20 protein-coding genes are annotated in these 24,039 nt (G+C 46.8%); 17 read left to right on the top strand and 3 right to left on the bottom strand.

The features are described 5' to 3' along the window. The first annotated feature begins 13 nt into the window (after positions 1–13). From MHI12_RS26040 to MHI12_RS25990, 11 genes are all read left to right on the top strand, one after another. Positions 14–1,984: a cbb3-type cytochrome c oxidase subunit I gene (locus tag MHI12_RS26040; RefSeq protein ID WP_341008924.1), complete on the top strand. Its 1,971-nt coding sequence runs from the start codon at positions 14–16 to the stop codon at positions 1,982–1,984. Continuing rightward, positions 1,985–2,605, top strand: a complete 621-nt coding sequence (cyoC, locus tag MHI12_RS26035) for a cytochrome o ubiquinol oxidase subunit III (RefSeq protein ID WP_091019254.1) — start codon at positions 1,985–1,987, stop codon at positions 2,603–2,605. Next, positions 2,606–2,935, top strand: coding sequence for a cytochrome o ubiquinol oxidase subunit IV (gene cyoD, locus MHI12_RS26030; protein WP_091019256.1), 330 nt, complete (start codon positions 2,606–2,608; stop codon positions 2,933–2,935). A gap of 225 nt (positions 2,936–3,160) precedes the next feature. Next, positions 3,161–4,144, top strand: a complete 984-nt coding sequence (locus MHI12_RS26025) for a zinc-dependent alcohol dehydrogenase family protein (RefSeq protein ID WP_405170716.1) — start codon at positions 3,161–3,163, stop codon at positions 4,142–4,144. Between the two features lie 160 nt (positions 4,145–4,304). Next, positions 4,305–5,144 carry a 5-dehydro-4-deoxy-D-glucuronate isomerase gene (kduI, locus tag MHI12_RS26020; RefSeq protein WP_341008921.1) on the top strand — a complete coding sequence of 280 codons (840 nt, stop codon included), beginning with the start codon at positions 4,305–4,307 and terminating at the stop codon, positions 5,142–5,144. 87 nt (positions 5,145–5,231) lie between these two features. Beyond that, positions 5,232–5,990 (top strand): DeoR/GlpR family DNA-binding transcription regulator, encoded by a 759-nt coding sequence (locus MHI12_RS26015; protein ID WP_405173056.1) that lies wholly within the window; start codon positions 5,232–5,234, stop codon positions 5,988–5,990. Positions 5,991–6,067: 77 nt separating this feature from the next. Continuing rightward, positions 6,068–6,820, top strand: coding sequence for a 2-dehydro-3-deoxy-D-gluconate 5-dehydrogenase KduD (gene kduD / locus MHI12_RS26010; RefSeq protein ID WP_091019283.1), 753 nt, complete (start codon positions 6,068–6,070; stop codon positions 6,818–6,820). A 37-nt stretch (positions 6,821–6,857) separates the two neighbouring features. Then, positions 6,858–7,703 carry a sugar phosphate isomerase/epimerase family protein gene (locus MHI12_RS26005; RefSeq protein WP_405170715.1) on the top strand — a complete coding sequence of 282 codons (846 nt, stop codon included), beginning with the start codon at positions 6,858–6,860 and terminating at the stop codon, positions 7,701–7,703. Positions 7,704–7,941: 238 nt separating this feature from the next. Next, complete coding sequence (locus MHI12_RS26000; protein WP_036668035.1) at positions 7,942–9,249, top strand: homocysteine synthase; 1,308 nt, start codon at positions 7,942–7,944, stop codon at positions 9,247–9,249. Positions 9,250–9,670: 421 nt separating this feature from the next. After that, on the top strand, positions 9,671–11,686 hold the full coding sequence (locus tag MHI12_RS25995; protein ID WP_405170714.1) for a heavy metal translocating P-type ATPase: 2,016 nt from the start codon (positions 9,671–9,673) through the stop codon (positions 11,684–11,686). Positions 11,687–11,819: 133 nt separating this feature from the next. Beyond that, the gene (locus tag MHI12_RS25990) at positions 11,820–12,629 is read left to right on the top strand and encodes an alpha/beta hydrolase (protein WP_338707034.1); all 810 of its coding nucleotides are present in this window, start codon (positions 11,820–11,822) and stop codon (positions 12,627–12,629) included. Between the two features lie 122 nt (positions 12,630–12,751). Here the strand turns inward: MHI12_RS25990 and MHI12_RS25985 are convergent, their stop codons facing one another. Then, entirely contained in the window at positions 12,752–13,483 is a 732-nt protein-coding gene (locus MHI12_RS25985) for a ZIP family metal transporter (RefSeq protein WP_036606933.1), read from the bottom strand. Positions 13,484–13,739: 256 nt separating this feature from the next. Here MHI12_RS25985 and trxB point away from each other — a divergent pair, with 256 nt between their 5' ends. From trxB to MHI12_RS25970, 3 genes are all read left to right on the top strand, one after another. Next, on the top strand, positions 13,740–14,681 hold the full coding sequence (trxB, locus tag MHI12_RS25980; RefSeq protein WP_047841589.1) for a thioredoxin-disulfide reductase: 942 nt from the start codon (positions 13,740–13,742) through the stop codon (positions 14,679–14,681). Positions 14,682–14,743: 62 nt separating this feature from the next. Further along, positions 14,744–14,974 carry a glutaredoxin family protein gene (locus MHI12_RS25975; protein ID WP_036668031.1) on the top strand — a complete coding sequence of 77 codons (231 nt, stop codon included), beginning with the start codon at positions 14,744–14,746 and terminating at the stop codon, positions 14,972–14,974. Between the two features lie 247 nt (positions 14,975–15,221). Beyond that, positions 15,222–17,201, top strand: a complete 1,980-nt coding sequence (locus MHI12_RS25970; RefSeq protein ID WP_405170713.1) for an AraC family transcriptional regulator — start codon at positions 15,222–15,224, stop codon at positions 17,199–17,201. Between the two features lie 123 nt (positions 17,202–17,324). Here MHI12_RS25970 and MHI12_RS25965 read toward each other — a convergent pair whose 3' ends face one another. Both MHI12_RS25965 and MHI12_RS25960 read right to left on the bottom strand, forming a co-directional pair. Next, a complete protein-coding gene (locus tag MHI12_RS25965) occupies positions 17,325–17,522 on the bottom strand; it encodes a hypothetical protein (RefSeq protein WP_017692236.1) in 198 nt (65 codons plus the stop codon). A gap of 147 nt (positions 17,523–17,669) precedes the next feature. After that, the gene (locus MHI12_RS25960) at positions 17,670–18,836 is read right to left on the bottom strand and encodes an ROK family protein (RefSeq protein WP_405170712.1); all 1,167 of its coding nucleotides are present in this window, start codon (positions 18,834–18,836) and stop codon (positions 17,670–17,672) included. A gap of 198 nt (positions 18,837–19,034) precedes the next feature. Here MHI12_RS25960 and xylA point away from each other — a divergent pair, with 198 nt between their 5' ends. The 3 genes from xylA to MHI12_RS25945 all read left to right on the top strand — a co-directional run bounded on the left by xylA (position 19,035) and on the right by MHI12_RS25945 (position 23,512). Further along, complete coding sequence (gene xylA / locus MHI12_RS25955; protein ID WP_338707031.1) at positions 19,035–20,351, top strand: xylose isomerase; 1,317 nt, start codon at positions 19,035–19,037, stop codon at positions 20,349–20,351. Between the two features lie 729 nt (positions 20,352–21,080). Further along, positions 21,081–22,574, top strand: a complete 1,494-nt coding sequence (gene xylB / locus MHI12_RS25950; RefSeq protein WP_405170711.1) for a xylulokinase — start codon at positions 21,081–21,083, stop codon at positions 22,572–22,574. Positions 22,575–22,795: 221 nt separating this feature from the next. Continuing rightward, positions 22,796–23,512, top strand: coding sequence for a glycosyltransferase family 2 protein (locus MHI12_RS25945; protein ID WP_405170710.1), 717 nt, complete (start codon positions 22,796–22,798; stop codon positions 23,510–23,512). The last annotated feature ends 527 nt before the right edge of the window (positions 23,513–24,039 follow it).

Raw genomic sequence — 24,039 nt, 5'->3', positions numbered from 1 at the left:
AAGGAGGCCCCCAATGTTAGAGAGACTTAAAGAGTTTGCATCGGAGTTTTTCGTAACTGGCGACCCGCTGATCTATGGAGCAGACGTGGCCATCGGTATTACGATGATTACGATCGTAACGGTGCTGACTTATTTCAAAAAATGGGGCTGGCTCTGGCGTAACTGGTTAACTACCGTCGATCATAAAAAGATCGGTATTATGTATATCATTGCTTCCATTATCATGTTGTTCCGTGGTGGTGTGGATGCATTGATGATGCGTCTGCAGCTGGCTATGCCTAACATGGATTTCTTACATCCTGAACATTATAATCAGGTCTTTACAACTCACGGCACGATCATGATCTTGTTCATGGCGATGCCATTTATGTTTGGTTTATTTAACGTTATCGTGCCATTACAGATCGGAGCAAGGGACGTTGCCTTCCCGTTTCTGAATGCATTGAGCTTCTGGTTATTCTTCCTGGGAGCAATGCTGTTTAACCTGTCCTTCGTTATCGGTGGTTCACCGGATGCAGGATGGCTGAGTTATCCACCTCTATCGGAACTGTCACACAGTCCGGGGGTCGGACAGAACTTCTATATATGGGGTATACAGATATCGGGTATCGGTTCCCTGGCTACCGGTATCAACTTCCTGGTTACCATCATTAAAATGCGTGCGCCAGGCATGAGATGGATGAAAATGCCGATGTTCACATGGTCGGTATTCTCCACTTGTATCATTATCTTGTTTGCTTTCCCGATCTTGACCGTGACACTTGCATTGTTATTCCTCGACAGGTTTGCCGGGGCGCATTTCTTCACACTTGATCTGGGCGGTAACCCAATGATGTATATCAACTTGATCTGGATGTGGGGTCACCCTGAGGTATACATTGTCGTCTTGCCGGCATTCGGTGTATTCTCCGAGATTGTAAGTACCTTCTCTCGGAAAAAACTGTTTGGTTACAAGTCAATGGTATTTGCAATGTTAATTATCAGCTTCCTGTCCTTCTTCACATGGGCGCATCACTTCTTCACGATGGGTTCAGGAGCGGACGTGAATGCATTCTTCGCCGTAACTACGATGTTGATTGCTATTCCAACGGGGGTTAAGATATTTAACTGGCTGTTTACCATGTATCGAGGAAGGATTCGCATGGCGACTCCGATGATGTGGACACTTGCCTTTATCCCGTGCTTTATTGTCGGGGGTATGACTGGCGTTCTGTTATCCGTTGCTCCTGCTGACTTCCAGTTCCATAACAGTTACTTCCTGATTGCTCACTTCCACCAAGTATTGATCGGTGGCGTAGTATTCGGATACTTCGCAGGTCTGTATTACTGGTGGCCTAAAATGTTCGGTTTCCAACTTCCAGAGAAACTGGGCAAATGGGCATTCTGGACTTGGAATATTGGTTTCTATGTCTGCTTCATGCCGCAGTACGCTGTCGGTCTGATGGGTATGACACGTCGTCTGAGCACATACGGCTGGGATACTGGCTGGTGGGAACTGAACTTCGTATCCACAATCGGGGCATTCCTGATGGGTGTCGGATTCTTGTTCCAAGTTGCACAAATTGCAGACGGTATTCGCAAATACAAAACACTTAAAGCTTCCGGCGATCCATGGGATGGTCGTACGCTCGAGTGGTCGATTCCTTCACCAGCTCCTGAATATAACTTCGCTGTTACACCGCGCGGAGATGATATCGATGAGTGGTGGGAAGAGAAAGAACGTCGTGCCAAAGGCATCTATCCGCCTGAGCAACCGCTTGAGCCGATTCACATGCCGAAGAATTCTTCGATTCCGTTCATCATGTCTGTCTTCTGGTTCGTTGCTGGTTTCGGCTTCGTATTCGGTTGGCTGTGGATGGCGATTCTCGGACTTGCTGGCGTAGGCATCTGTATGATCGCCCGTTCATTCTCTTACGATACGGATTATTACATTCCGGTCGACGAAATTAAGCGTACCGAAGCGTCGTTAAGGGGGTCGGTATAGATGGCTCAAGCAGCCGCTAAGCACGGTGAGAATCATGCACATGGTCACGACCATGGACATCATGATCCACAGGAAATGAAAATTCTCGGTTTCTGGTTCTTCCTGATTTCCGACGTTATACTGTTCTCCGTATTGTTCGCAACCTTCATTGTGTTGCGTGACAATACGGCGGGCGGACCGATTTTGTCTGAATTGATCAAAATGCCTGGCGTTATCGCCGAGACATTTATCTTGCTCACAAGTTCATTTACGAGCGGACTTGCCGTTCTGGCAATGAACCAGGGTAAAGTGAAACAATTGATTAACTGGCTGATTGTTACAGCTGTTCTGGGTGCAAGCTTTATCGCCCTGGAGGTTTATGAGTTTATTGAGTTGATTCACGAAGGGTTTAGCTTTACAACGAGTGCTGCTTCTGGCGCATTCTTCACTCTCGTGGGTACTCACGGACTTCACGTATCGCTTGGTCTGATCTGGATGATTGGACTCATGTTCCAACTGAAAAAACGTGGTATTACTGATGTTACTCGCGGTAAAATCAACGTTATCAGTTTGTACTGGCACTTCTTGGACGTCGTATGGATTTTCCTCCTGTCGATCGTCTATCTCATGGGGGTGATGTAGATGGCAGAGCACAACTCACATGATTCCCACGGCCATGAACAACATGGCTCACTGAAGTCTTATGTCATCGGCTTCATTCTGTCCGTCGTACTGACAATCATTCCACTTGTGGTGGTTTTGAACGACATGATGGGCAAAACAGGAACACTCATTGTGATTCTTGGTACAGCAGCACTTCAGTTTGTGGTTCAACTCTTCTTCTTCATGCATATCCGTGAAACAGAGAAACCACGCTGGAATGTCATGGCCCTTATTTTCGGATTACTGATTATGATGACTATCGTAATTGGTTCGATCTGGATCATGCTTAACAATGCTGTTGCACATTAATTGATATGATGAGAGAGCTTCACGACCTTGGAATTCAAGGTTGTGGGGCTCTTTTTTTACTAAGCAGAAGATATCGCATATTTTTAAATGAAAAAAAGTTGTATTATATCTTCATAAGTCGTTTATGAAATAATTTACCAGTGATACTATTGTTATACACCCTGTAAATATATTCAATATTTTAGCTAGAGCTATTTTAGCAAATTTATTTTAGGAGATGTACCAATGAAAGCTAGGGTAATCCGTTATTATCGTTTTGGCGAACCAAGTGAAGTGTTATGTATGGAAGAAAAAGATGTGATACCCCCTGGCCCCGGTGAATTAGCAGTGAGGATGTATGCTCGGCCTATTAATCCCTCCGATATCATTCCTGTTCGAGGAGCTTACCCGCATCGTACCAGATTACCAGCTGTTCCCGGTTTTGAGGGTGTGGGGGTGGTAGAAGCAGTAGGACCGGGAGTTTCCAATCAAATGTTGGGGCGCCGTGTCTTGCCACTAAAAGGCGAGAATACTTGGCAGGACGTCGTGAAGACTTTGGAGCAACATACGATTATTGTGCCGAATGATATCGATGATCACTCAGCCAGTCAGCTCTATATTAATCCGGTTACGGCTTGGTTGATCTGTACAGAGGTGCTTAAGCTTACGTACGGTGATACCCTGATTGTGAATGCAGGGGGATCTGCGATCGGACGAATCTTTGCACAGATCTCAAAAATCTATGGATTCAAATTGATTGCGCTTACGAGAGATGATCGTCATACTGCTGAACTGTATCGTCTTGGAGCAGCTTCTGTTATCAATACAACGAAAGAGTTGCTCCAGGCTAGAATCACGGAATTAACAGAGGGGTGCGGTGCTGATGCAGCCGTGGATTGTATTGGAGGGACAGACGGGGAACAGTTGGTCAGTTGTCTTAAGTCAAATGGTACGGTCATCAGTGTAGGACTACTTTCGGGGATCACACCGTTATGGCATGAAGTAACCCGGGGAACACAAGTTCATGTGAAACTTTTCTGGTTAAAGCATTGGGTGGAACGCTGTTCGCAAGAACGCTGGGAACAGGTATTTCATGAGGTGATGAAGCTGGTCAGAGCAGGGAGGCTTGTCATGGCAAACATTGGGGCGACGTATGAACTAACGAAAGTACAACAGGCTATTGCAGCGGCTGAATCAGGTTTCGAGGGGAAGGTTCTCTTAATACAGTAATAGATAAAACTTGGAAAAAAGTCTTAATCTCATTATCACATAAATTACTTTTTCGAAAATAAAGGTACACAAAAGATACATAATGAACTAAAATGAACTTATATGAACATTATCAAACTCAATCCCAACTAATTTAAATGACGAAAGGAATGGATTAATAATGGAAAATCGTTATGCTGCACATCCCAATGAAGTGAAAACGTATGATACATCTCGCCTGCGTGAGGAATTTTTGATGGAGCAACTGTTTGCAACCGATGAATTGGTAACGGTGTATTCTCATGTGGATCGTTATATTGTGGGAACGGCTGTACCTGAGAGCAAGGACATTACCCTTGAAGTGAACCTGAAAGATATCGGAACGAACTTTTTCCTGGAGCGTCGTGAAATCGGTATCATTAATGTCGGTGGTCACGGAACAGTGACAGCGGACGGACAAGGTTATGAGATTGGAGCGAAGGAATGTCTCTACATCGGTAGAGGTGTGAAGGAAGTTATGTTCACAAGCAGTGACAAGGCTCAACCTGCCCAATTCTATTTTGTATCCACACCGGCTCATCACACCTATCCAACAGTAAAAGCAACGCAAGAACAAGCTCAGCCAAATCATCTGGGCAGCATCGAAACTTCCAATGAGCGTACGATCTATCGTTACATTCACCAAGGAGAAGGCGGAATTCAGAGTTGTCAGTTGGTGATGGGCATTACCGAACTCGACAAGGGTAACATGTGGAACACGATGCCTGCACATACCCATAACCGCCGTTCCGAAGTATACTTGTACTGGAACTTGCCTGAAGATGGTGTTGTATTCCATATGATGGGTGAGCCAAACGAAACACGTCATCTGGTTGTACGTGATCGCCAGGCGATCATTTCCCCAAGCTGGTCCATTCACAGTGGTGTGGGTACAAGCAATTACACCTTCTGTTGGGCGATGGCTGGTGAGAACCAGACGTTCGAAGATATGGACGGCGTAGCGATGAAAGACCTGAAATAATAAATTACAGATGTCTGAGTTAAATTGACAGGATGGACGCTAGAACACTCATTCATTTGACTCAGGTAGTATAGGAAGTTGATTATGATGAATCCATTGAAAAGACATGAAAAAATTATGGAGGCTCTGCTGGAGCGCCAGGAAGTAACCGTCAGTGATCTAAGTGAACTGTTGCAGGTGACTGGGAAGACTGTGCGAGAGGATCTCGACAAGTTGGAGAGTATGGGACTGCTCGTACGTGTCCATGGTGGTGCTATGCTGGCTCAGAATGACCAGTATGGCATCTTGAATAGCCGCGGAGTTACCGAGAAGCATCATCCGGAGAAGACGGAGATTGCTGAACGTGCCCTTGCTTACATTCGACCTGGAGATATCGTTGCTCTCGATGGTGGCAGCACCACGCTGGAGATGGCCAAACGTCTCGATAATCAACCGCTGACGGTGGTGACCAATGACCTGTTCATTATTGCGGAGTTGACCAAAAAGGAGCAAGTACGACTGGTTGTGCCTGGCGGGGCTCGTGTACGGAATATGCTGGTTGGAGATGATACGGCTGCATTTATATCCAGTCTTAACATTCATAAAGCCTTTATATCCACGACAGCCCTTCATCCGGAATTTGGATTATCCATATACACGGGAGATCTGGTTCCTTTAAAAAAAGCAATGATAACTGCCTCGCAGCAAGTATACGGCGTTGTGGATCATTATAAATTCGGACAATTTGCACTGCGAACTTTCGCCCAGTGTTCGGAACTGGACTATATTATCAGCGATAGTCGTTTGGATGAAGAGACGGCTGCCTTATACGAGCAGAGCGGTGTCACAGTGGATTATCAAAGTTAACCTCATTCATTATTCATGGGATTAAAGAACGGACGGATCTAAGGATTGCATATCAAAACCATGCGGAGGAATCATTCATGAACCCATTTGATTTAAGCGGACAAGTTGCACTGGTGACAGGTACCTCGGGAGGGCTTGGACAAGGGATGGCCATTGGTTTGGCAGAAGCAGGTGCTGATGTGGTGCTGGTCTCTTATTCCAAGCCTGCGGCAACGGCAAGTGCCATTGAAGCACTCGGACGCAAAGCTTATGTGATTGAAGCGGATTTAAGTCGTGAAGATGAGTTGTCGGCTGTGTTCGAACAGGCGCTTGCGTTCCAGGGCAGAATTGACATTCTCGTCAACAATGCCGGAATCATCCGTCGCACACCTGCGGCTGATCATGCAGGGCAGGACTGGCATGATGTAATTGGTCTGAACCTGAACACTGTATTTTTCCTAAGCCAATTGGCAGGCAGACATATGATTGAACGCGGAAGTGGCAAAATCATTAATATTGCATCCATGTTGTCCTATCAAGGTGGGATCAATGTGCCAGGATATACAGCCAGTAAACATGGCGTTGCCGGTTTAACCAAAGCTCTCGCCAATGAATGGGCAGGTAAAGGAATCCAGATTAACGGTATCGCACCTGGTTATATGGAAACCGATAATACTACCCAGATCCGTGCGGACGAGAATCGTTACCGGGATATTACAGCCCGTATTCCTGCGGGGCGTTGGGGAACACCTGAAGATCTGAAAGGTCCGGTTGTCTTTCTGGCATCTGCCGCTTCGGATTATCTGAATGGTCATGTGCTGAATGTCGATGGCGGCTGGATGGCACGTTAATCACTTGATAATCGGATTAGCATAAGGAGGCAGTGAGATGAAACTTGGTATTCTGGCACATACATTTGGCAAACAGCCTACAGCACAGCTTGCGCAGACGATTGCGGATAACGGATTTAATTCCGTACAGCTGGCGCTGGCCAAAGCATTATCCGATGTGGACTCATCGAATGGCAAGCTCAGCCCTGGGCTGGCGAATGAGATTGGAGATCAATTTGCACAGCGCGGGGTGAAGATTGCGGTACTGGGCTGTTATATTAATCCGATTGACCCTGATCCGATAACAAGACGTGCGGACATTGATCGATTCAAGGAGCATCTGCGTTATGCCCGGGATTTTGGTTGCAGCATGGTAGCAACGGAGACCGGGGGCTTGGACACCTATCGGGGTACGCATCCGGATGGATATGAAGAGAAGGCGTGGAGTGTGCTGAAAGAAACGGTTGAGGAGTTGGCTGAGGAAGCGGAGAAATGGGGCGTGCATGCGGCGATTGAGCCTGTGTCCACACATACTCTTCATACCCATGAACATATGACCCGTTTGTTTGAAGAGATTCCTTCATCGAATCTGGGGATGCTGTTCGATCCGTGTAATCTGATCAAACAACCACATGCAGCAGATCAAGGGGCTTTCTTGCGCGAGGTGATGGAATCGCTGTATCAGCGCATGATTGTGATCCATGCCAAAGATGTAGCCTTTGATGCACAGGGAGAGAAGTTTAATCCGGTACCTGGGGCAGGTATACTGGATTACCCGTTATTTTTTGAATTGCTAAAAACGTATAAGCCACATATCGATATTTCACTTGAAGGTGTAACTGCGGAGGAAGCTGTACCTGCGGCCAAACATTTGCGTGAAGTATGGAGTGCAGTTCGGGTCTAACCAAACCCTGGATGAGGTATTGCATACCGAAGCCAAAGTAGCTGAAAAACCTTTGCCAGTGCAAAGGTTTTTTTGGTACAGAAATCGATAATGCACATATTTAATTTTTCTTATCGGAACAATCGGAAATAAGTCTTTTCAAATGCGACATCTTGTGAGAGAATATGGAAAACATACGCCACCATGCGAAGACATCAGGAACTTAAAGAACGTATATATCGAGGGAGGATTCAGATTTATGTCAAACGAACGTGAGCTTTCATTTGAAACATTGGCAATTCATGCAGGCCAGGAGATTGATCCAACCACCAACGCACGAGCTGTACCCTTGTATCAGACAACATCCTATGGATTCAAGGACACCGAGCATGCAGCTAACTTGTTTGGTTTGAAAGAGTTTGGCAACATCTATACCCGCCTGATGAATCCAACAACCGACGTGTTTGAGCAACGGATTGCGGCGTTGGAAGGCGGAGCTGGAGCGCTGGCTACAGCTTCTGGTCAGGCAGCCATTACGTTTTCACTTCTGAATATTGCTGGTGCAGGCGATGAGATCGTGTCTTCGGCGAGTTTGTATGGAGGTACATACAATCTGTTCTCGACGACTTTGCCAAAATTGGGTATAGACGTGAAATTTGTGGATTCCAGTGATCCTGAGAATTTCCGGGCAGCGATTACGGAGAAAACGAAAGCATTGTATGCCGAAACGATCGGTAATCCAAAGGGGAATGTACTGGATATTGAAGCGGTGGCAGCCATCGCTCATGAACATGGAATTCCTTTGATCGTGGATAATACATTCCCAAGTCCGTACCTGCTTCGTCCAATCGAACATGGCGCAGATATTGTCGTTCACTCTGCAACGAAATTTATTGGGGGTCATGGTACATCCATTGGTGGCGTTATCGTGGATAGCGGAAAATTTGACTGGAAAGCAAGTGGCAAGTTCCCTGGGTTGACGGAGCCGGACTCCAGTTATAACGGTGTGGTATATACGGAAGCGGTTGGACCGATTGCTTATATTATCAAAGCTCGTGTACAACTTCTGCGTGACTTGGGGGCAACGATCTCTCCATTCAACTCATGGTTGCTGCTGCAAGGACTGGAGACATTACATCTGCGCGTAGAGCGTCATAGTAGCAATGCCCTTGCGGTTGCGGAATTCCTTGAGAAACATGAGGATGTGTCTTGGGTAAGTTATGCAGGTCTGCCGAGCCATGGTTCTTATGAGCTTGCACAGAAGTATCTGCCAAGAGGGCAAGGTGCGATTCTGACCTTTGGAATTAAAGGTGGTGCGGACGCCGGTCGCAAGTTGATTGAGAGTGTCAAACTGTTCTCTCACCTTGCGAACGTTGGCGATTCCAAGTCACTGATTATTCACCCGGCAAGTACAACTCACGCACAGTTGACTGAAGATGAACAGACCGCAGCAGGGGTTAATCCGGAATTGATTCGTCTGTCTGTGGGTACGGAGAACATTCAAGACATTATCTATGATCTGGAGCAAGCCATCAAAGCAAGTCAGGGAGCAAGTGTAGGCGCGTAAATGGCATTGGGTGGATGTGAGAACAATCACTTAAGTGATATGCCATAAACAGGTCAAACGAATATCAATAGATGGTTAAAGCCGTTGTCCCCCGGGACAGCGGCTTTTTGTCTTTTTGAACCCGCATTTATGAGTAACGATTGAAAAAAAGCCCATTTACAAATGAGGACCACAGGCATATACTGATTAAAAGTTGCATTGAGTAAAAACAATTGCATAAGTGCAAAAATGATTATCATTCTCATTCGAGATTATTTAAAATCATTCACAAAACCATGCTGCTGCGGGATTCCCGCAGCAGCATGTGTCATTTTTAGGGCATTAACAATGGCTCTCATTCTCAATACAACTTCATTTTTGGGAGCGGAATTTAGCAGACTCGTCATCCGCAAACCTACCATTGGAAAGGAACGTGATTTATATGCAAGCGATACATCAACCACTACACAGACAGAAACAAGCGGAACAGCGCTTATCCCAAACACCAGGCCCAAACCGGGGAAGTAAGCCTGATTTTCGAGCCATGTTGCAGAATAAAGAGATGCAATCTGCATTGGGCAGCGGGCTGTTGATGCTGATTGCCTGGGGAACTGCACCGTATTTTGGTACCTTATCCATCATGCTCTACATTGTCGCGTATGTCGTTGGCGGTTGGACCAAAGCGAAGGAGGGCATCGAGACACTGGTCAAGGACCGTGATCTGGATGTAAATCTGCTGATGATTGCCGCATCCCTTGGGGCAGCAGCCATTGGTTACTGGAATGAAGGCGCGATGCTGATCTTTATTTTTGCACTCAGTGGTGCGTTGGAAAGTTACGCGACAGAGCGCAGTCATAAGGATATTTCATCTTTACTGGCGCTCAAGCCAGAGACTGCACTGCGTATTGAGGATGGACAGATGAACCTCGTGGCTATTGATGATCTGGAGCCGGGTGATCTCCTGTTGGTCAAACCGGGAGAACTCATCCCAGCAGATGGTGTCGTGTACCGGGGGAGTTCTTTTATCAATCAGTCGTCCATCACCGGAGAATCCCTGCCTGTGGACAAAGTTGCGGGGGATGAAGTCTATGCAGGTACGGTAAACGGGGAGGGTGCTTTATACGTAGAGGTTACAAAATCGGCTGAAGGGTCACTGTTTGGCAAAATCATTAAAATGGTGGAGGAAGCGCAGGCGGAAGTGCCGGATTCCCAGCGTTTTATGGAGCGGTTTGAAGGAATTTACGCACGCATTGTTGTAGGGGTGACTTTACTTGTGATTGCAGGAACTCCACTACTGCTTGGCTGGACATGGAATGAGGCATTTTATAAAGCGATGGTATTTCTGGTTGTTGCTTCGCCTTGTGCATTGGTGTCTTCCATCATGCCTGTCATGCTGTCCGCGATGTCCAGCAGCGCCCGCCGTGGCATTCTCTTCAAGGGAGGTGCCCATATGGAGAATATGGCTCGCACGCAGGTCGTGGCTTTTGACAAAACAGGTACATTGACCATGGGGACCCCGCAAGTGACAGATATTATTACGGCTGAAAATGTAGATCGCGCCCAGCTGTTAGCTGCGGTAGCGGCAATTGAGAACCTCTCGATGCATCCTTTAGCTCGTGCCATCGTAGATCAGGCGAACAAGGAGAACATTACACTTCAGGAAGCGGAGCACATACAGGCTCTAACAGGCTGGGGTATCGAAGGAACTATAAATGGTGTGGTCTGGAGCATTGGCAAAACAGATGTACTGGGATTGATGCAGTCAGAGGAGATGAAAGATAGCAACGTTGGTGATCCAGATGAACATGTTGCTAACAATGTGAAGGTATCTTCTGAGTTGGGCGATGTATGCTCCCGTCTTGAGGGGGAGGGGAAAACGGTATCCGTTGTTATGGCTGATGGTGAATTGGTCGGACTGATCGCGATGCGGGACACGGTACGGCCACAGGCAGCAGCTGCAGTGAAAAAGCTTGAAGCGATGGGTGTAAAAGTTGCCATGTTAACAGGAGATCGAGCCAGATCAGCCTCTGTAATTGCCCGTGAAACAGGAGTAAGCATGGTCTATGCAGATTTGCTGCCTGAAGATAAAGTGAAGCAGGTACAAGCGCTCCGTAAACAGTATGGTCCTGTGTTAATGGTAGGGGATGGTGTCAATGATGCACCGGCACTTGCAGCAGCTACTGTGGGTATGGGGATGGGATTGTCGGGTAGCGGGACTGCACTGGAGGTCGCCGATGCGGTACTCATGAACGACAACATTGAAGAGATCGCTTGGGTAATTGGGCAGGCTCGTCGAGCACAGCGTACGGTGAAACAGAATATGTTTTTTGCCATCACCGTTATTCTGGCTTTAATTGCGGGTAACTTCCTCCAAGACGTCGCATTGCCTCTAGGTGTGGTAGGTCATGAAGGCAGTACAATTCTGGTTATTCTGAATGGGCTTAGGCTGCTGCGGTAATCAGATTTGGAGAGGAAAATGGTTAATTGGTTTCGCTAGTAATAGGCGGCTGATTGAACGGCTCACGTTTGAACCTTGGGTCAGCGGGTAATGATTCGAAGAGACGATTCGAGGATAAAAGGAGCTGTGAAATATGGGACGTTATGTACAAGTGGAACCAAATGTAAAAGTATATGTTGAAGATATTGGCGAAGGCACCCCGGTTGTCTTTTTGCACGGCTGGCCTGTTAATTATAAAATGTTTGAATACCAGTTGAACGTACTTCCGAACCATGGCATTCGTGCCATCGCGATAGATTTTAGAGGATATGGCTTATCGGATAAGCCTTCCACAGGATATGATTATGATCGTATGGCAGACGATGTTCGTGCTGTTATTGATGATCTGGAGCTGAAAGACGCGGTACTCGCAGGATTCTCTATGGGTGGAGCGATCGCAGTACATTACATGGCTCGCCATAAGGGACATGGAGTCTCCAAGCTGGCCTTGTTATCTGCGGCAGCACCTGTGTTCACACAGCGTGAAGGATATCCGTATGGATTGACTCCAGAGCAGCTGAACGAGCAGATCATTGAGCCGATCTTCGCAGATCGTCCGAAGTTGCTGGAGACGTTTGGCGGCATGTTCTTCGCGAAGAAACACAGTCAGCCATTCATGGATTGGTTCCACGCCCTCGGCATGGAAGCTTCATCTTATGGTACCATTCGCAGTGCAATTGCGTTGCGGGATGAGGATTTGCGAGGTGAACTGAGTTCGATTCAGGTGCCAACAGCCATTTTACACGGGAAAAAAGATGAGATCTGTCCGTTTGAGTTCGCGGAGCAGATGCACAAGGGCATCGCTTCGTCTCAACTGATTGCTTTTGAAGAGAGCGGTCATGGTGCATTCTATGATGAATTGGAAAAATTCAATTCGGAGCTGATTCGTTTCATCCAATCCTGATCAGGAGAGGGCATAATGCCTCTGACAGGCGATCCCAGTAATTTCATGGAATCTTCATTTGTGGCTAAACAAAGAACCCGGTCGACAGTCTTGGACTGTTCGCCGGGTTCTTTAGTCTTCAATTAAAACAGTTCGGTCAGACCAATCATCGTGATGAGCCCGAGCAAAAAGGACATCGTCGCCACACGTGCATTGCCATCGCCGTGACTTTCGGGAATAAGTTCCTTATAAACAATGAACATCATCGCACCGGCTGCAAAGGCCAGACCATAAGGGACAAGACCAGCTACGAGACTGCTCAAGGTGTAACCAATCATAGCTGTAATAATCTCTACCGCTCCGGTCAGGGTGGCAATACCCAGTGCTTTGAAGCGGCCAATGTTCTGGTTCACAAGAAAGAGGGCCACCAGGAATCCTTCCGGTGCATTCTGCAATCCAATGGAAAAGGCAATGAGATTGCCCAGGTTCTCATCCGAGCTTGCATAGCTGACGCCAACGGATAACCCTTCCGGCAGGTTATGCATGGTGATGGCTGCAATAATCATGAAGGCTTTGGTTTCAATTTTAAAAGGCATTTTCTCGGGATTCTCCAGATCGACGTGTGGGATCTTCATCTCCAGCACCAGTAGAACCAGGCTACCAAGCATAATACCAAATGCAAGTACAAAGAGATTCGATTGGCCAAGCGCTTCCGGAATGAGGTTATACACCGAGGCCGAGGTCATAATACCTGCGGCGTATGCCAGCAAGATATCACGCAGACGGTGTGATATTTTACGCATAAATAGAATCGGTACGGCCCCTAGGCCGGTAGACATGGCTGATATAAAACTGCCAATGAGTGCATCGTTCATGCTTCCATTTTCCCTCCTGATGAAGACTTCTTCATAATCGCTGCCGAGCATTGACACCGTACATAAAAGAGATCATAATGAACAACAGATTAGAATGATTATAAATTAGAATTCCGTTTCTGCATAGGGCCATTGTCATTTCACAGGCAGGACTTGTGGACATGATGTAGGCTTTTCGTTCTAGTGTATGCAAAAGCCTAAGCTTTTGATGCCGGAGGGTCTAACCTTTTTGCAGAACCCGGGGGAGGAACTATACATGTATAAATCAATTATTATTGGAACAGGCCCTGCAGGGCTTACAGCAGCAATCTATCTGGCACGTGCCAACTTGAACCCACTCGTTATTGAAGGACCACAACCTGGTGGCCAACTGACAACAACGACTGAAGTGGAGAACTTCCCAGGTTTCCCTGATGGTATTATGGGTCCTGAACTGATGGATAACATGCGTAAACAAGCGGAGCGCTTCGGTGCTGAATTCCGCACAGGCTGGGTGAACAACATCGATATGAGCGAGCGTCCATTCAAGATTCAAGTTGAAGGTATGGGTGAACTCGTATCGGAAACATTGATCCTGTCCACAGGCGCAACTGCTAAATACCTGGGTATCCCTGGCGAAGAAACGAATGTAGGCCGTGGTGTCAGCACATGTGCAACATGTGATGGATTCTTCTTCCGTAACAAAGAAATCATCGTTATCGGTGGTGGCGACTCTGCCCTTGAGGAAGCAAGCTTCTTGTCCCGTTTCGGTTCCAAAGTAACACTGGTACACCGTCGTGAAGAACTGCGTGGCTCCAAAATCATGCAGGATCGTGCACGCAGCAACGAAAAAGTAGAAATGGCTTTGAACCGTACACCACTTGAAGTACTTGCTGGCGACAACGGCGTAACCGGACTGAAAGTGCTGAACAACGAGACAGGTGAAGAAGAAGTGATTCCGGCAAGCGGCGTATTCGTAGCGATCGGTCACACACCAAACACTGGTTTCCTTGGCGGACAGATCACTACGGACGAACATGGATATATCCTGACTACACCAGGTACATCCGAGACAAACATCCCAGGCGTATTCGCATGTGGTGACGTACAGGATACACGTTACAAACAAGCAATTACTGCTGCAGGTAGCGGATGTATGGCTGCCATGGACACAGAGAAATACATTGAGAGCTTGGAGCACAGCGCAGTTGTTCTGTAATAGAATGAGCTGATTCCAACCAAACTATAGATTAATATAAAACCATATGAGGTGAATTAAACATGGAAAACGTAATTGTATATACATCAACGAACTGCCCGAACTGCAAATCCGTAAAAACGTTCCTGGCTGACAAAGGTATTTCATATGAAGAGCGCAACATCGAAACTAGCGATGAATTTGCACAACAAGTATGGGACATGGGTGTACGTGCCGTGCCATTGACTGTCATTGGTGAACACCGCATTCTGGGTATGAACAAAACTCAATTTGCGAAAGCATTGGACGCTTAAATCAGGCTGATTATCTGAATCATCATGTGTTGAAAGAAATTTTCGATTCATATGCAATTCCGGTTTTCGCGAGCCGTTAGGATATAGAAAGAACCGTACCCGGAAGGGTACGGTTTTTTGTGCGTTTTCTATGAGTGGATCGGATGAATTGGTATCTGGTCACAAACATCATTCGCAATTGTCCGATGTACAGAAGTGCGATATCATTTTCTTAAGTCGCAGAGCATAATTGAGGTGAACAAGCAGCATGATTATAGATCAGGAGGAGCATTTTCGCTTCTGGGAACAGGCGAGTATACGAGATATCCATGTTGAAAGAGCTATTCTTGCAAAGGGTGAAAGAACATTATTCACGATGAACTCCAGCAGTTTTTTCTGTATAAAGAGAGGGAACTTACTGGTATTGCTCAATCAGAAGACCTATTCCATCCATCCTTTTGGGATTATTCATGCTCCTTCCAAGAGTCTGTTTGAAGTTAACGCAGGTTCAGACGGAGCAGAGTATATACTGATTACGTATAAAGCAGAACGGCGGTCAACGTCTGGCGATGAGCCACTGTTTGAAGATGAACGTAAAGATCCAACTCACATTACATATCGTGTGACACTAACGCAGCCAATGATTTTATATGAAATTGCAGATCGTATGTTAGAGACCCAGCAGGAGGAGGGACCTTCGGTTCCGCTTCAACTTAAGGCATCTTTCTATCAATGGGTTTATCACATGGTGGAACAATACGATCTACAGTCTCCGGTCGTCAAAACGGCTAGTCCAGTCGAGTTGGTCATACAGACTCTGGAGTACCTGTTGCAGAACTATGCAAAACCGCATACGTTGGATTCTTTGGCTGGAGTGATGGGGCGGAGTCCGGGTCATCTCTCGAATTGTTTCAAACAAGTGCTTAATCGTGGACCGATTGACTGTCTAATCCGTCTACGTATGCAAAAAGCATATAAACTATTGGCCGAGACGAAGCTTCCGTTACGAGTAATTGCTTCATCTATCGGTTATCAGGATGCATATTATTTCAGCAATGCCTTTAAAAAGTACAACGGAATTTCTCCACAGATGTATCGGAAGCAAATCAAGGAGGAAGATGTTACATCCTCAGCAGGAAGAAATTATATTGTTGGCTCTCCAGCCCCATGTTATATTCCTTCATATGATAATGATAATTATTATCAATATTTAGATGGAGGGTCTGATGAAATGGTGAGAAATATAAAGAGAGTCCCAATGGCTTTACTGCTGGCTTTTGGGTTGCTGTTAAGTGCATGTAGTGGCGGTTCTTCAGGGAATACAGGGGCTGCAACAGGAGAGGGAAGTGCAGCTCAATCGGAAGCAACAGCTTCCCAAGTGAACAGTTCAAGCGAAACTAATACAAATGAAAAGGGCCAAGCAAAGACACGTAAAGTGAGTAGTTCCATGGGCGAGGTTGAAGTCCCGGCTAATCCGCAGCGTGTCGTAACAGATTTCTTCTTGGGTCATATTCTGGCCTTGGATGTAAAACCTGTAGGGAGTAATGGCGTATTCATGCAAAACCCTTATCTGGAGGGCAAGGTTTCCGGTATCGAGGATATTTCGGACAATCTTGAAGCAATAACAGCACTGAACCCTGACCTAATCGTTACAGGCGATGCCAAAAGTTACGATGCTTATTCCAAAATCGCCCCAACCGTCTTTCTGGACAACTCGGCTCAGGTTCGTGATCAGGTTAAAGAGCTTGGTGTTATATTGGGAAAAGAGGCTGAAGCATCGGCATGGCTTACCGATTTTGAACAAAAGGTGACCTCGGCCAAGGAGAGTTTAAGCAGTATAATCAAAGAGGGAGAAACCGTTACTGTGTTTGACGGAGGCTTGAGCAAAGACATCACTCTTTATGGTAATGCGCATACGGGCAGAACGATTCATGGTGAATTGGACTTGCCTATGAACGAGAACGTGAGAAGCAGCATTGATCCAAAAGTGGGCTGGGCTACGATCTCCAATGAACTCGCCGAATCATATGCTGGTGATTACATATTTATGGCCGTGAATGCCAAAGCGGAATCGTTTGACTATGCAAGTGATCCGGTGTGGGGAACGCTAGACGCAGTCAAAAACAATGAGTTATATGAAATTGATGGTTACAAATTCTATTTCTCCGATCCGATCTCCGTGATGGGCCAGATCCAGGATATTGTCGACATGATGGAAGAACGCGCTCTGGAGAATTCTCAAAAGTAGGCACGGTTAAGCTAAAATAGGCAAGCAGAAAAATCCCCTTGCGTCCGTAATTCAGAGTACATGATAACGTGTACCCATGAATGACTGCGAAAGGGGATTTTGCATGAAAACAAATAATTACATCTAGAAAAAAATACTCATGAAAGTCTGAAATACAACATACACCAGCAATCCTGACAGCATGTACATGAAACCAGCCTTCTTTTTGCTCTGGAACAATCGGAGTATGCCAAGGCTGAACAGGGGCGCAAGCACAATCAGGAACAGGAGGACGGTGACAAACATTTGCGCCGAGATATCTGAAGTATCCACGTAGGTCACGCTTTTTTTCACTCCGTTTCGTTATCGGAATTAACACAGCTTGATTCACACAGCCATGACAAAAATCACATAACCCCATTATACATCTGGATTTCTTTAACAAAAAGGGAGGAAATGGGGCGAAATGATGTCAATTTTCATCTGTTATTAGACAGATACCCTTATTTTTCCTAAAAACTGGGATATCGCAGAGTAAGCGGCACCAACGCGGGTGGAACGGCTGCCCAGAGCTGCCCATTCAATCTGCAAACTGCGGCGGTGATAAGGTAATGTACGTTCCTCGACAACTTGTTTTAACGCTGTTTCAATCCAGGGACCTGCTTCAGAGAGCGGACCGCCAATGATAATACGTTCCGGGTTGAAGCTGTTAACGATATTGGTAATGCCAATCCCCAGTTTGCGCCCAATCGTGTTGTATAATTCTAGAACAGCATCGTGGCCTTGCTCCGCATAATGAATAAGTTCGCGTGTGGTATGAGCAGGTAATTTTAGCTGATGGTCCGGGTGTTCGTAGGCTTTTTCCGATGCGTATAACTCCCAGCAACCACGATTACCACAGGAGCAGGGCAGACCTTCCGCTTCAATGGACATATGGCCTGTTTCCCCTGCGTAGCCCCACGCACCTTTGTATAATTCACCATCTACCATTATGCCTGAACCAATCCCCATACCTGCACTGATGTAGATCATGTGACGGACACCGATACCTGCCCCAAAATTCAACTCTCCATGAGCACCAGCATTGGCTTCATTATCGATCGTTACAGGCAGTTGAAATTCTTCTTCAAGCATCGAGCGCAGAGCTACCTTCTCCCACCCCAAGTTGGGTGCAAACAGGACCGTTCCTGCCTCATCCACCATGCCGGGCACCCCGATGCCAATACCAATGACACCGTGAGGGGAAGGAGGAGCTGCTTCAATGAGCTGTTTTGCTGCGAATTTCAATTGCTCCAGAACAGAGGACACGTCATGATGTTCCAAGGTCACTGCGTACTCTGTAATGATGTGTCCTTCGAGATCTGTAAGCACGCCTTTCAAATGGGTCACACTGAGTTCCAGACCGACTGCATAGCCTGAAGTTCCTCGAAATAGCAACATGAGTGGTTTACGTCCGCCGCTGGATTCCCCAGGGCCAATCTCCTGCACCAGGTCATCACTGATCAGATCAGCAACCAGGTTGGATACCGTTGCTTTGTTCAGCCCCGTAACCTCGGACACTCGTGCGCGAGAAAGAGGGGCATGGCGCCGGATCGTATCGAGAACGATCGACTTGTTTATTTTTTTGACCAGCATCTGGTCTCCGGTAATTTTCATATGGTTAAGGCACTCCTATTCTTCTGATAAAAGGGTTCTGACCCACATCCGAAACAAGTTATTCGACTATTATAGCGTAAACAACCATGTAAAAAACAATTTTATTTTACTTTGTTTAACCAATAGACAAAGTAAATTCGATGTGATAGGATAACGGTGTAAACGATTTCTTAAAACTATTGAGGAGGCATTTTACACATGGCCTATTTTGAATCCGTTAATAAAATTGCATTTGAAGGTAAAGATTCCAAGAATCCTTTTGCTTTTAAACATTATAATCCGGAAGAAGTGGTAGCCGGCAAATCGATGGAAGAACATTTCCGTTTTGGCATGGCTTACTGGCATACATTAACTGCGGGCGGCAGTGACCCGTTCGGTGCGGAGACAGCTGTTCGTTCGTGGGATAAATACTCGGGTCTGGACCTCGCGAAAGTACGCGTGGAAGCGGCATTTGAATTTTTGGAAAAAATGAATCTCCCGTTCTTCTGTTTCCACGATGTGGACATTGCACCAGAAGGCAACAACCTGCGTGAGTTCTACAGCAACATTGATACGATTGTTGATCTGATTGAAGATCATATGAAATCCAGCGGCAAAAAACTGCTCTGGAACACGGCGAACATGTTCTCGAACCCACGCTTCATGTTTGGTGCAGCATCCACTTGCAACGCAGACGTGTATGCTCACGCTGCAGCACAGATCAAAAAAGGTCTGGAAGTTGGTAAACGCCTGGGCGCTGAAAACTATGTATTCTGGGGCGGTCGTGAAGGTTACGACACATTGCTGAACACAGACATGCAACTGGAGCAAGACAACATTGCTCGCATGTTCCACATGGCTGTAGACTACGCGAAGGAAATTGGCTTTGATGCACAATTCCTGATCGAGCCTAAACCAAAAGAGCCAACGAAACACCAATATGATTATGATGCAGCAACTTCGATTGCTTTCTTGCAAAAATACGATTTGGACAAACACTTCAAACTCAACCTGGAAGCGAACCATGCTACACTGGCTGGTCATACATTCGATCACGAAATCCGCGTTGCTCGTACAAACGGTATGCTCGGTTCCCTCGATGCGAACCAAGGCGACATGTTGATCGGTTGGGATACGGACGAGTTCCCGGTTGATATGTACGATGCTACATTGACAATGTATGAAGTATTGAAAAACGGCGGTATCGGCCGTGGTGGTGTGAACTTTGACGCGAAAGTACGTCGTGGTTCCTTCGAAGCTGATGATCTGTTCTTGGCACACATCGCAGGTATGGACACGTATGCAAAAGGTCTGAAAGTAGCAGCGAAGTTGATTGAAGATCGCGTATTCGATGACTTCATCGAAAAACGTTACAGCAGCTTCAGCGAAGGTATCGGTGCAGATGTAGTTGCAGGTAAAGCAACACTGGCTTCCCTTGCTGAGTATGCACTCAACAACGAAAGCCCACGCAAAAACCAATCCGGACGTCAGGAATTGCTGAGAGCACAACTCAACCAGTACATCTTGGCTGACTAATAGCGCATTAGGCAGGGTTGGCGCACGTCGACCACCGATGGTTACTCAACTCATATGTGTTGGACATTAGTATCCAAGCTTGCCTATGCACAAGATTAGCTTGTACCATGGAACGCCTGAACAAGCATGACATTCGGACCGTCCCCGACTTTCCCTTGGGAAGACGGGGGCGGTTTTTTGGTTAAATAAATAACATGGTTTTTAAGATTTTTGATATAAATGTTTCTTTAAGATGGTGCATGCAGAACGAAGTGAGCAGAAAGGACCCGAGGAAGCGGAGCGTTCGCTAAGAGCTTTCTGAAAGAAAGCTGGCTTCGGAAGCATAGGCTTATCCCCGGATTTGTCCCTTGTCAAAGGGATTAAAGGAAATCCGGGGGTAACGGCGATCCAAGGGTTTTCTGATCACGAAGTGACCATATGAGCATAAGGGTTTCATTTATACTCAATGACGAATCAAGGTCATTGGATCAATCTTTCTGCTATAAGAACGAGTACGTTTTACTCGTTTCATATCCATGTGTGTCCAGTATCATGCATGCAAAACGGAGTGAGCAGAAAGGACCCGAGGAAGCAAAGCGGTCGCATTTATCCCCGGATTTCTCCCTTTTCAAAGGGATTAAAGGAAATCTGGGGGTAACGGCGATTCGAGGGTTTTCTGATCACGGAGTGACCACATGAGCATTAGGGTTTCATTTATACAATCCTGTTACAAACGAGAGGAGTTAACCTATGAGTTACGTAATTGGTGTCGATCTGGGAACCAGCGCGGTCAAAACCGTGTTGGTCAATCGCGAAGGAAAAGTGGCATTTGAAGCATCCGAGGCATACCCGTTGTACCAGCCCAAGGCTGGATACAGTGAACAAAATCCCGAAGATTGGGTAGAGCAGACGATTGTTTCCTTGCGTAAATTGCTTGAAGTGTCTGGCGTGCAGCCTTCGGAAATCGAAGGATTGAGCTTCTCGGGCCAGATGCATGGACTGGTCTTGGTGGATGCAGAAGGTAAACCGCTGCGTAACGCAATCCTGTGGAACGATACACGCACAACGGCTCAGTGCCGTCGCATCGAAAAAGTGCTGGATGGCAAGCTGTTAAGTATTGCCCGGAACCGTGCACTGGAAGGCTTTACCTTGCCAAAAATTCTGTGGGTTCAGGAGAACGAGCCTGAATTGTTACAGCAAGCATCCTTGTTCCTGTTGCCTAAAGACTATGTGCGTTATCGCCTGACCGGGGATTACGCTATGGATTATTCTGATGCAGCGGGAACTTTGCTGCTGGACGTTGCAGGCAAACAGTGGAGCAACGAGATTGCAGAAGCTTTCGAGCTGCCAATCTCTCTTTGTCCACGTCTTGTGGAATCGTTTGAGGAAGTGGGCACGTTGCTGCCTGAGATTGCGGATCAAACGGGTCTAGCGGCTACAACAAAAGTATACGCAGGTGGTGCGGATAATGCGTGTGGTGCCATTGGCGCAGGCATTCTGAGTGAAGGACAGACGATGTGCAGCATCGGAACGTCCGGGGTTGTGCTTTCCTACGAAGAACGTAAAGATCTCGATTTCGAAGGCAAAGTACACTTTTTTAATCACGGGGAGAAAGATGCCTTCTATATTATGGGTGTAACGCTTGCCGCAGGATATAGCCTGTCCTGGTTCAAGGATACGTTTGCAGCGGACAAATCATTTGATGTGCTCTTGCAGGGCATTGATCAGGTTCCGGCGGGCAGCAACGGATTGTTGTTCACACCATATATCGTTGGGGAGCGTACACCTCATCCGGATGCGAATATCCGTGGCAGTTTCATCGGTATGGATGCAGGACACAAGCTGGAGCACTTTGGACGTGCGGTGATGGAGGGCATTACCTTCTCACTACGCGAGTCCATTGATATTCTGCGTGGCGCAGGTAAAACCGTCAATGAAGTCATCTCCATTGGTGGCGGTGCCAAAAATGAAGCATGGTTGCAAATGCAGGCGGATGTCTTTAATGCCACGATTGTGAAGCTGGAGAGTGAACAGGGGCCTGCGATGGGTGCAGCGATGCTGGCTGCCTATGGCTGTGGCTGGTTCCCGTCCTTGCAGGAATGCGCAACGGCGTTTATTCGTCCAGCGAAGTCCTATGAGCCAAACCCGGAAACGGTTGCTGTCTATGATGGACTGTTTGCACTGTACCAGGAAGTCTATGGACAGACACGTAGTCTCAATGATCGTTTGGCTGAATATCGTTAATTCATTTATTTCACTACATTAATCTTGTGATTACATTAAAAGCATCCGCGAAGGCGGGTGCTTTTTCGTCGTTCATCAAAGTTTAACCCCATGAAAGGTTTCCTTGACCTGCATATCCGCATTCCGGCTCTGCATAGATTGGAAATAGAGGATTGTGATTCGTCCAGGCAGCATGTGTCGGACATTTTAATAGGTAGAAGCTTGAGCATGGGGGTGAAGCTTTGGATGGATATGAGGAACATGGAAGACCACATATTACCTTGTCGATGATCGTTCGTAATGAAGAGAATCGGTATCTCAGGCAGGCACTGGAGAGACATCGTCCCTGGATTGATCGCGCAGTAATCATTGATGACGGAAGCACGGATGGAACGGTCGCGTTGTGCAGGGAACTTCTGGACGGTATTCCACTCGTATTAGTGGAGAACGCTGCTTCACGTTTTGCAGACGAGGTAAGCCTGAGAAAACAACAATGGGAAGAGACGGTGGCGACCAATCCGGAGTGGATTTTGAATCTGGATGCGGATGAGATTCTAACCAGTGACTTTGGGGTGGTACGGGATCTGCTGCTCAGTGGCAATGAAGATGCGATCTATTTCAGATTGTTTGATATGTGGAGTGAGACGCATTACCGGGAAGATGAGTTCTGGCAGGCGCATGCCTATTATCGGCCATTTCTGATTCGTTATCACCCGGGGATGAGCTATGAATGGAAGGAAACACCCCAGCATTGTGGTCGTTTTCCGTTAACGATCCAGCATTGGTCCTATGGATGTCATGCTCCTCGGGTGAAGCACTATGGTTGGGCGCGGGAAGAAGACCGCATCCGCAAATATGAACGCTATCAAGCACTGGACCCTGAAGCAAGATACGGTTGGAAGGAACAGTACGAATCGATATTGGATCAAGAGCCACGACTGTTGGCATGGTTCGAATAAGGAGAGGGGGAGTGAGCACGTTGAAGAAAGACCTGTTACGTAAATCGCAAGAAGAATTCAAATCTCAAGTAGAGCCGAATTCCCAAGAGAAAGAGAATCAGAATGAGAAGCAACATGAGAGCGCAAATGAGAATCAGAAAGAGAGCCAGAGTAATCATCGACCGTCCAGACATTCTTATAAATCGCTGGAAACCCGCCAATCGGAAACGCTTGAAGCGCCTGGCCAGGAAAGAATACTGATCGCCAGCCCGGTTCGCCAGACAACGCCGGTGCTCCGTGAATTTCTGGATTCTCTACATGCATTGGAACGAACAACAGTGAAGACGGATTATCTGTTTGTTGACGATAACGTGGAAGAAGCCGCATCGAATATATTGCATGAATTTGTGCTTCAGCATGAAGGGACGGTTATTCAAGCAGATGAACATGGTAACGGTAGTCCTGACAACAAAGGGGTGTACAGCAAGGATGAGGGAGGACATTATTGGCAGGATGAGCAGATTTGGCGTGTAGCCGGTTTGAAAAAT

The organism is Paenibacillus sp. FSL H8-0280 (genome assembly GCF_045040665.1).
Taxonomy (GTDB): Bacteria; Bacillota; Bacilli; order Paenibacillales; family Paenibacillaceae; genus Paenibacillus; species Paenibacillus xylanexedens_A.
The sequence above is the reverse complement of the archived record's forward strand: the minus strand, read 5'-3'. Positions and strand labels throughout refer to the sequence as shown.

What these genes read in the sequence shown, in the direction of transcription:
- MHI12_RS25960 (WP_405170712.1), bottom strand. Translation starts at nt 18,836, where the DNA reads ATGAAAATTACCGGAGACCAGATGCTGGTCAAAAAAATAAACAAGTCG.
- MHI12_RS25985 (WP_036606933.1), bottom strand. Translation starts at nt 13,483, where the DNA reads ATGAACGATGCACTCATTGGCAGTTTTATATCAGCCATGTCTACCGGC.
- MHI12_RS26005 (WP_405170715.1), top strand. Translation starts at nt 6,858, where the DNA reads ATGAAACTTGGTATTCTGGCACATACATTTGGCAAACAGCCTACAGCA.
- MHI12_RS26025 (WP_405170716.1), top strand. Translation starts at nt 3,161, where the DNA reads ATGAAAGCTAGGGTAATCCGTTATTATCGTTTTGGCGAACCAAGTGAA.
- kduD (WP_091019283.1), top strand. Translation starts at nt 6,068, where the DNA reads ATGAACCCATTTGATTTAAGCGGACAAGTTGCACTGGTGACAGGTACC.
- kduI (WP_341008921.1), top strand. Translation starts at nt 4,305, where the DNA reads ATGGAAAATCGTTATGCTGCACATCCCAATGAAGTGAAAACGTATGAT.
- MHI12_RS26015 (WP_405173056.1), top strand. Translation starts at nt 5,232, where the DNA reads ATGAATCCATTGAAAAGACATGAAAAAATTATGGAGGCTCTGCTGGAG.
- MHI12_RS25975 (WP_036668031.1), top strand. Translation starts at nt 14,744, where the DNA reads ATGGAAAACGTAATTGTATATACATCAACGAACTGCCCGAACTGCAAA.
- trxB (WP_047841589.1), top strand. Translation starts at nt 13,740, where the DNA reads ATGTATAAATCAATTATTATTGGAACAGGCCCTGCAGGGCTTACAGCA.
- xylA (WP_338707031.1), top strand. Translation starts at nt 19,035, where the DNA reads ATGGCCTATTTTGAATCCGTTAATAAAATTGCATTTGAAGGTAAAGAT.
- cyoC (WP_091019254.1), top strand. Translation starts at nt 1,985, where the DNA reads ATGGCTCAAGCAGCCGCTAAGCACGGTGAGAATCATGCACATGGTCAC.
- MHI12_RS25990 (WP_338707034.1), top strand. Translation starts at nt 11,820, where the DNA reads ATGGGACGTTATGTACAAGTGGAACCAAATGTAAAAGTATATGTTGAA.
- MHI12_RS25995 (WP_405170714.1), top strand. Translation starts at nt 9,671, where the DNA reads ATGCAAGCGATACATCAACCACTACACAGACAGAAACAAGCGGAACAG.
- MHI12_RS26000 (WP_036668035.1), top strand. Translation starts at nt 7,942, where the DNA reads ATGTCAAACGAACGTGAGCTTTCATTTGAAACATTGGCAATTCATGCA.
- MHI12_RS25970 (WP_405170713.1), top strand. Translation starts at nt 15,222, where the DNA reads ATGATTATAGATCAGGAGGAGCATTTTCGCTTCTGGGAACAGGCGAGT.
- MHI12_RS26040 (WP_341008924.1), top strand. Translation starts at nt 14, where the DNA reads ATGTTAGAGAGACTTAAAGAGTTTGCATCGGAGTTTTTCGTAACTGGC.
- cyoD (WP_091019256.1), top strand. Translation starts at nt 2,606, where the DNA reads ATGGCAGAGCACAACTCACATGATTCCCACGGCCATGAACAACATGGC.
- xylB (WP_405170711.1), top strand. Translation starts at nt 21,081, where the DNA reads ATGAGTTACGTAATTGGTGTCGATCTGGGAACCAGCGCGGTCAAAACC.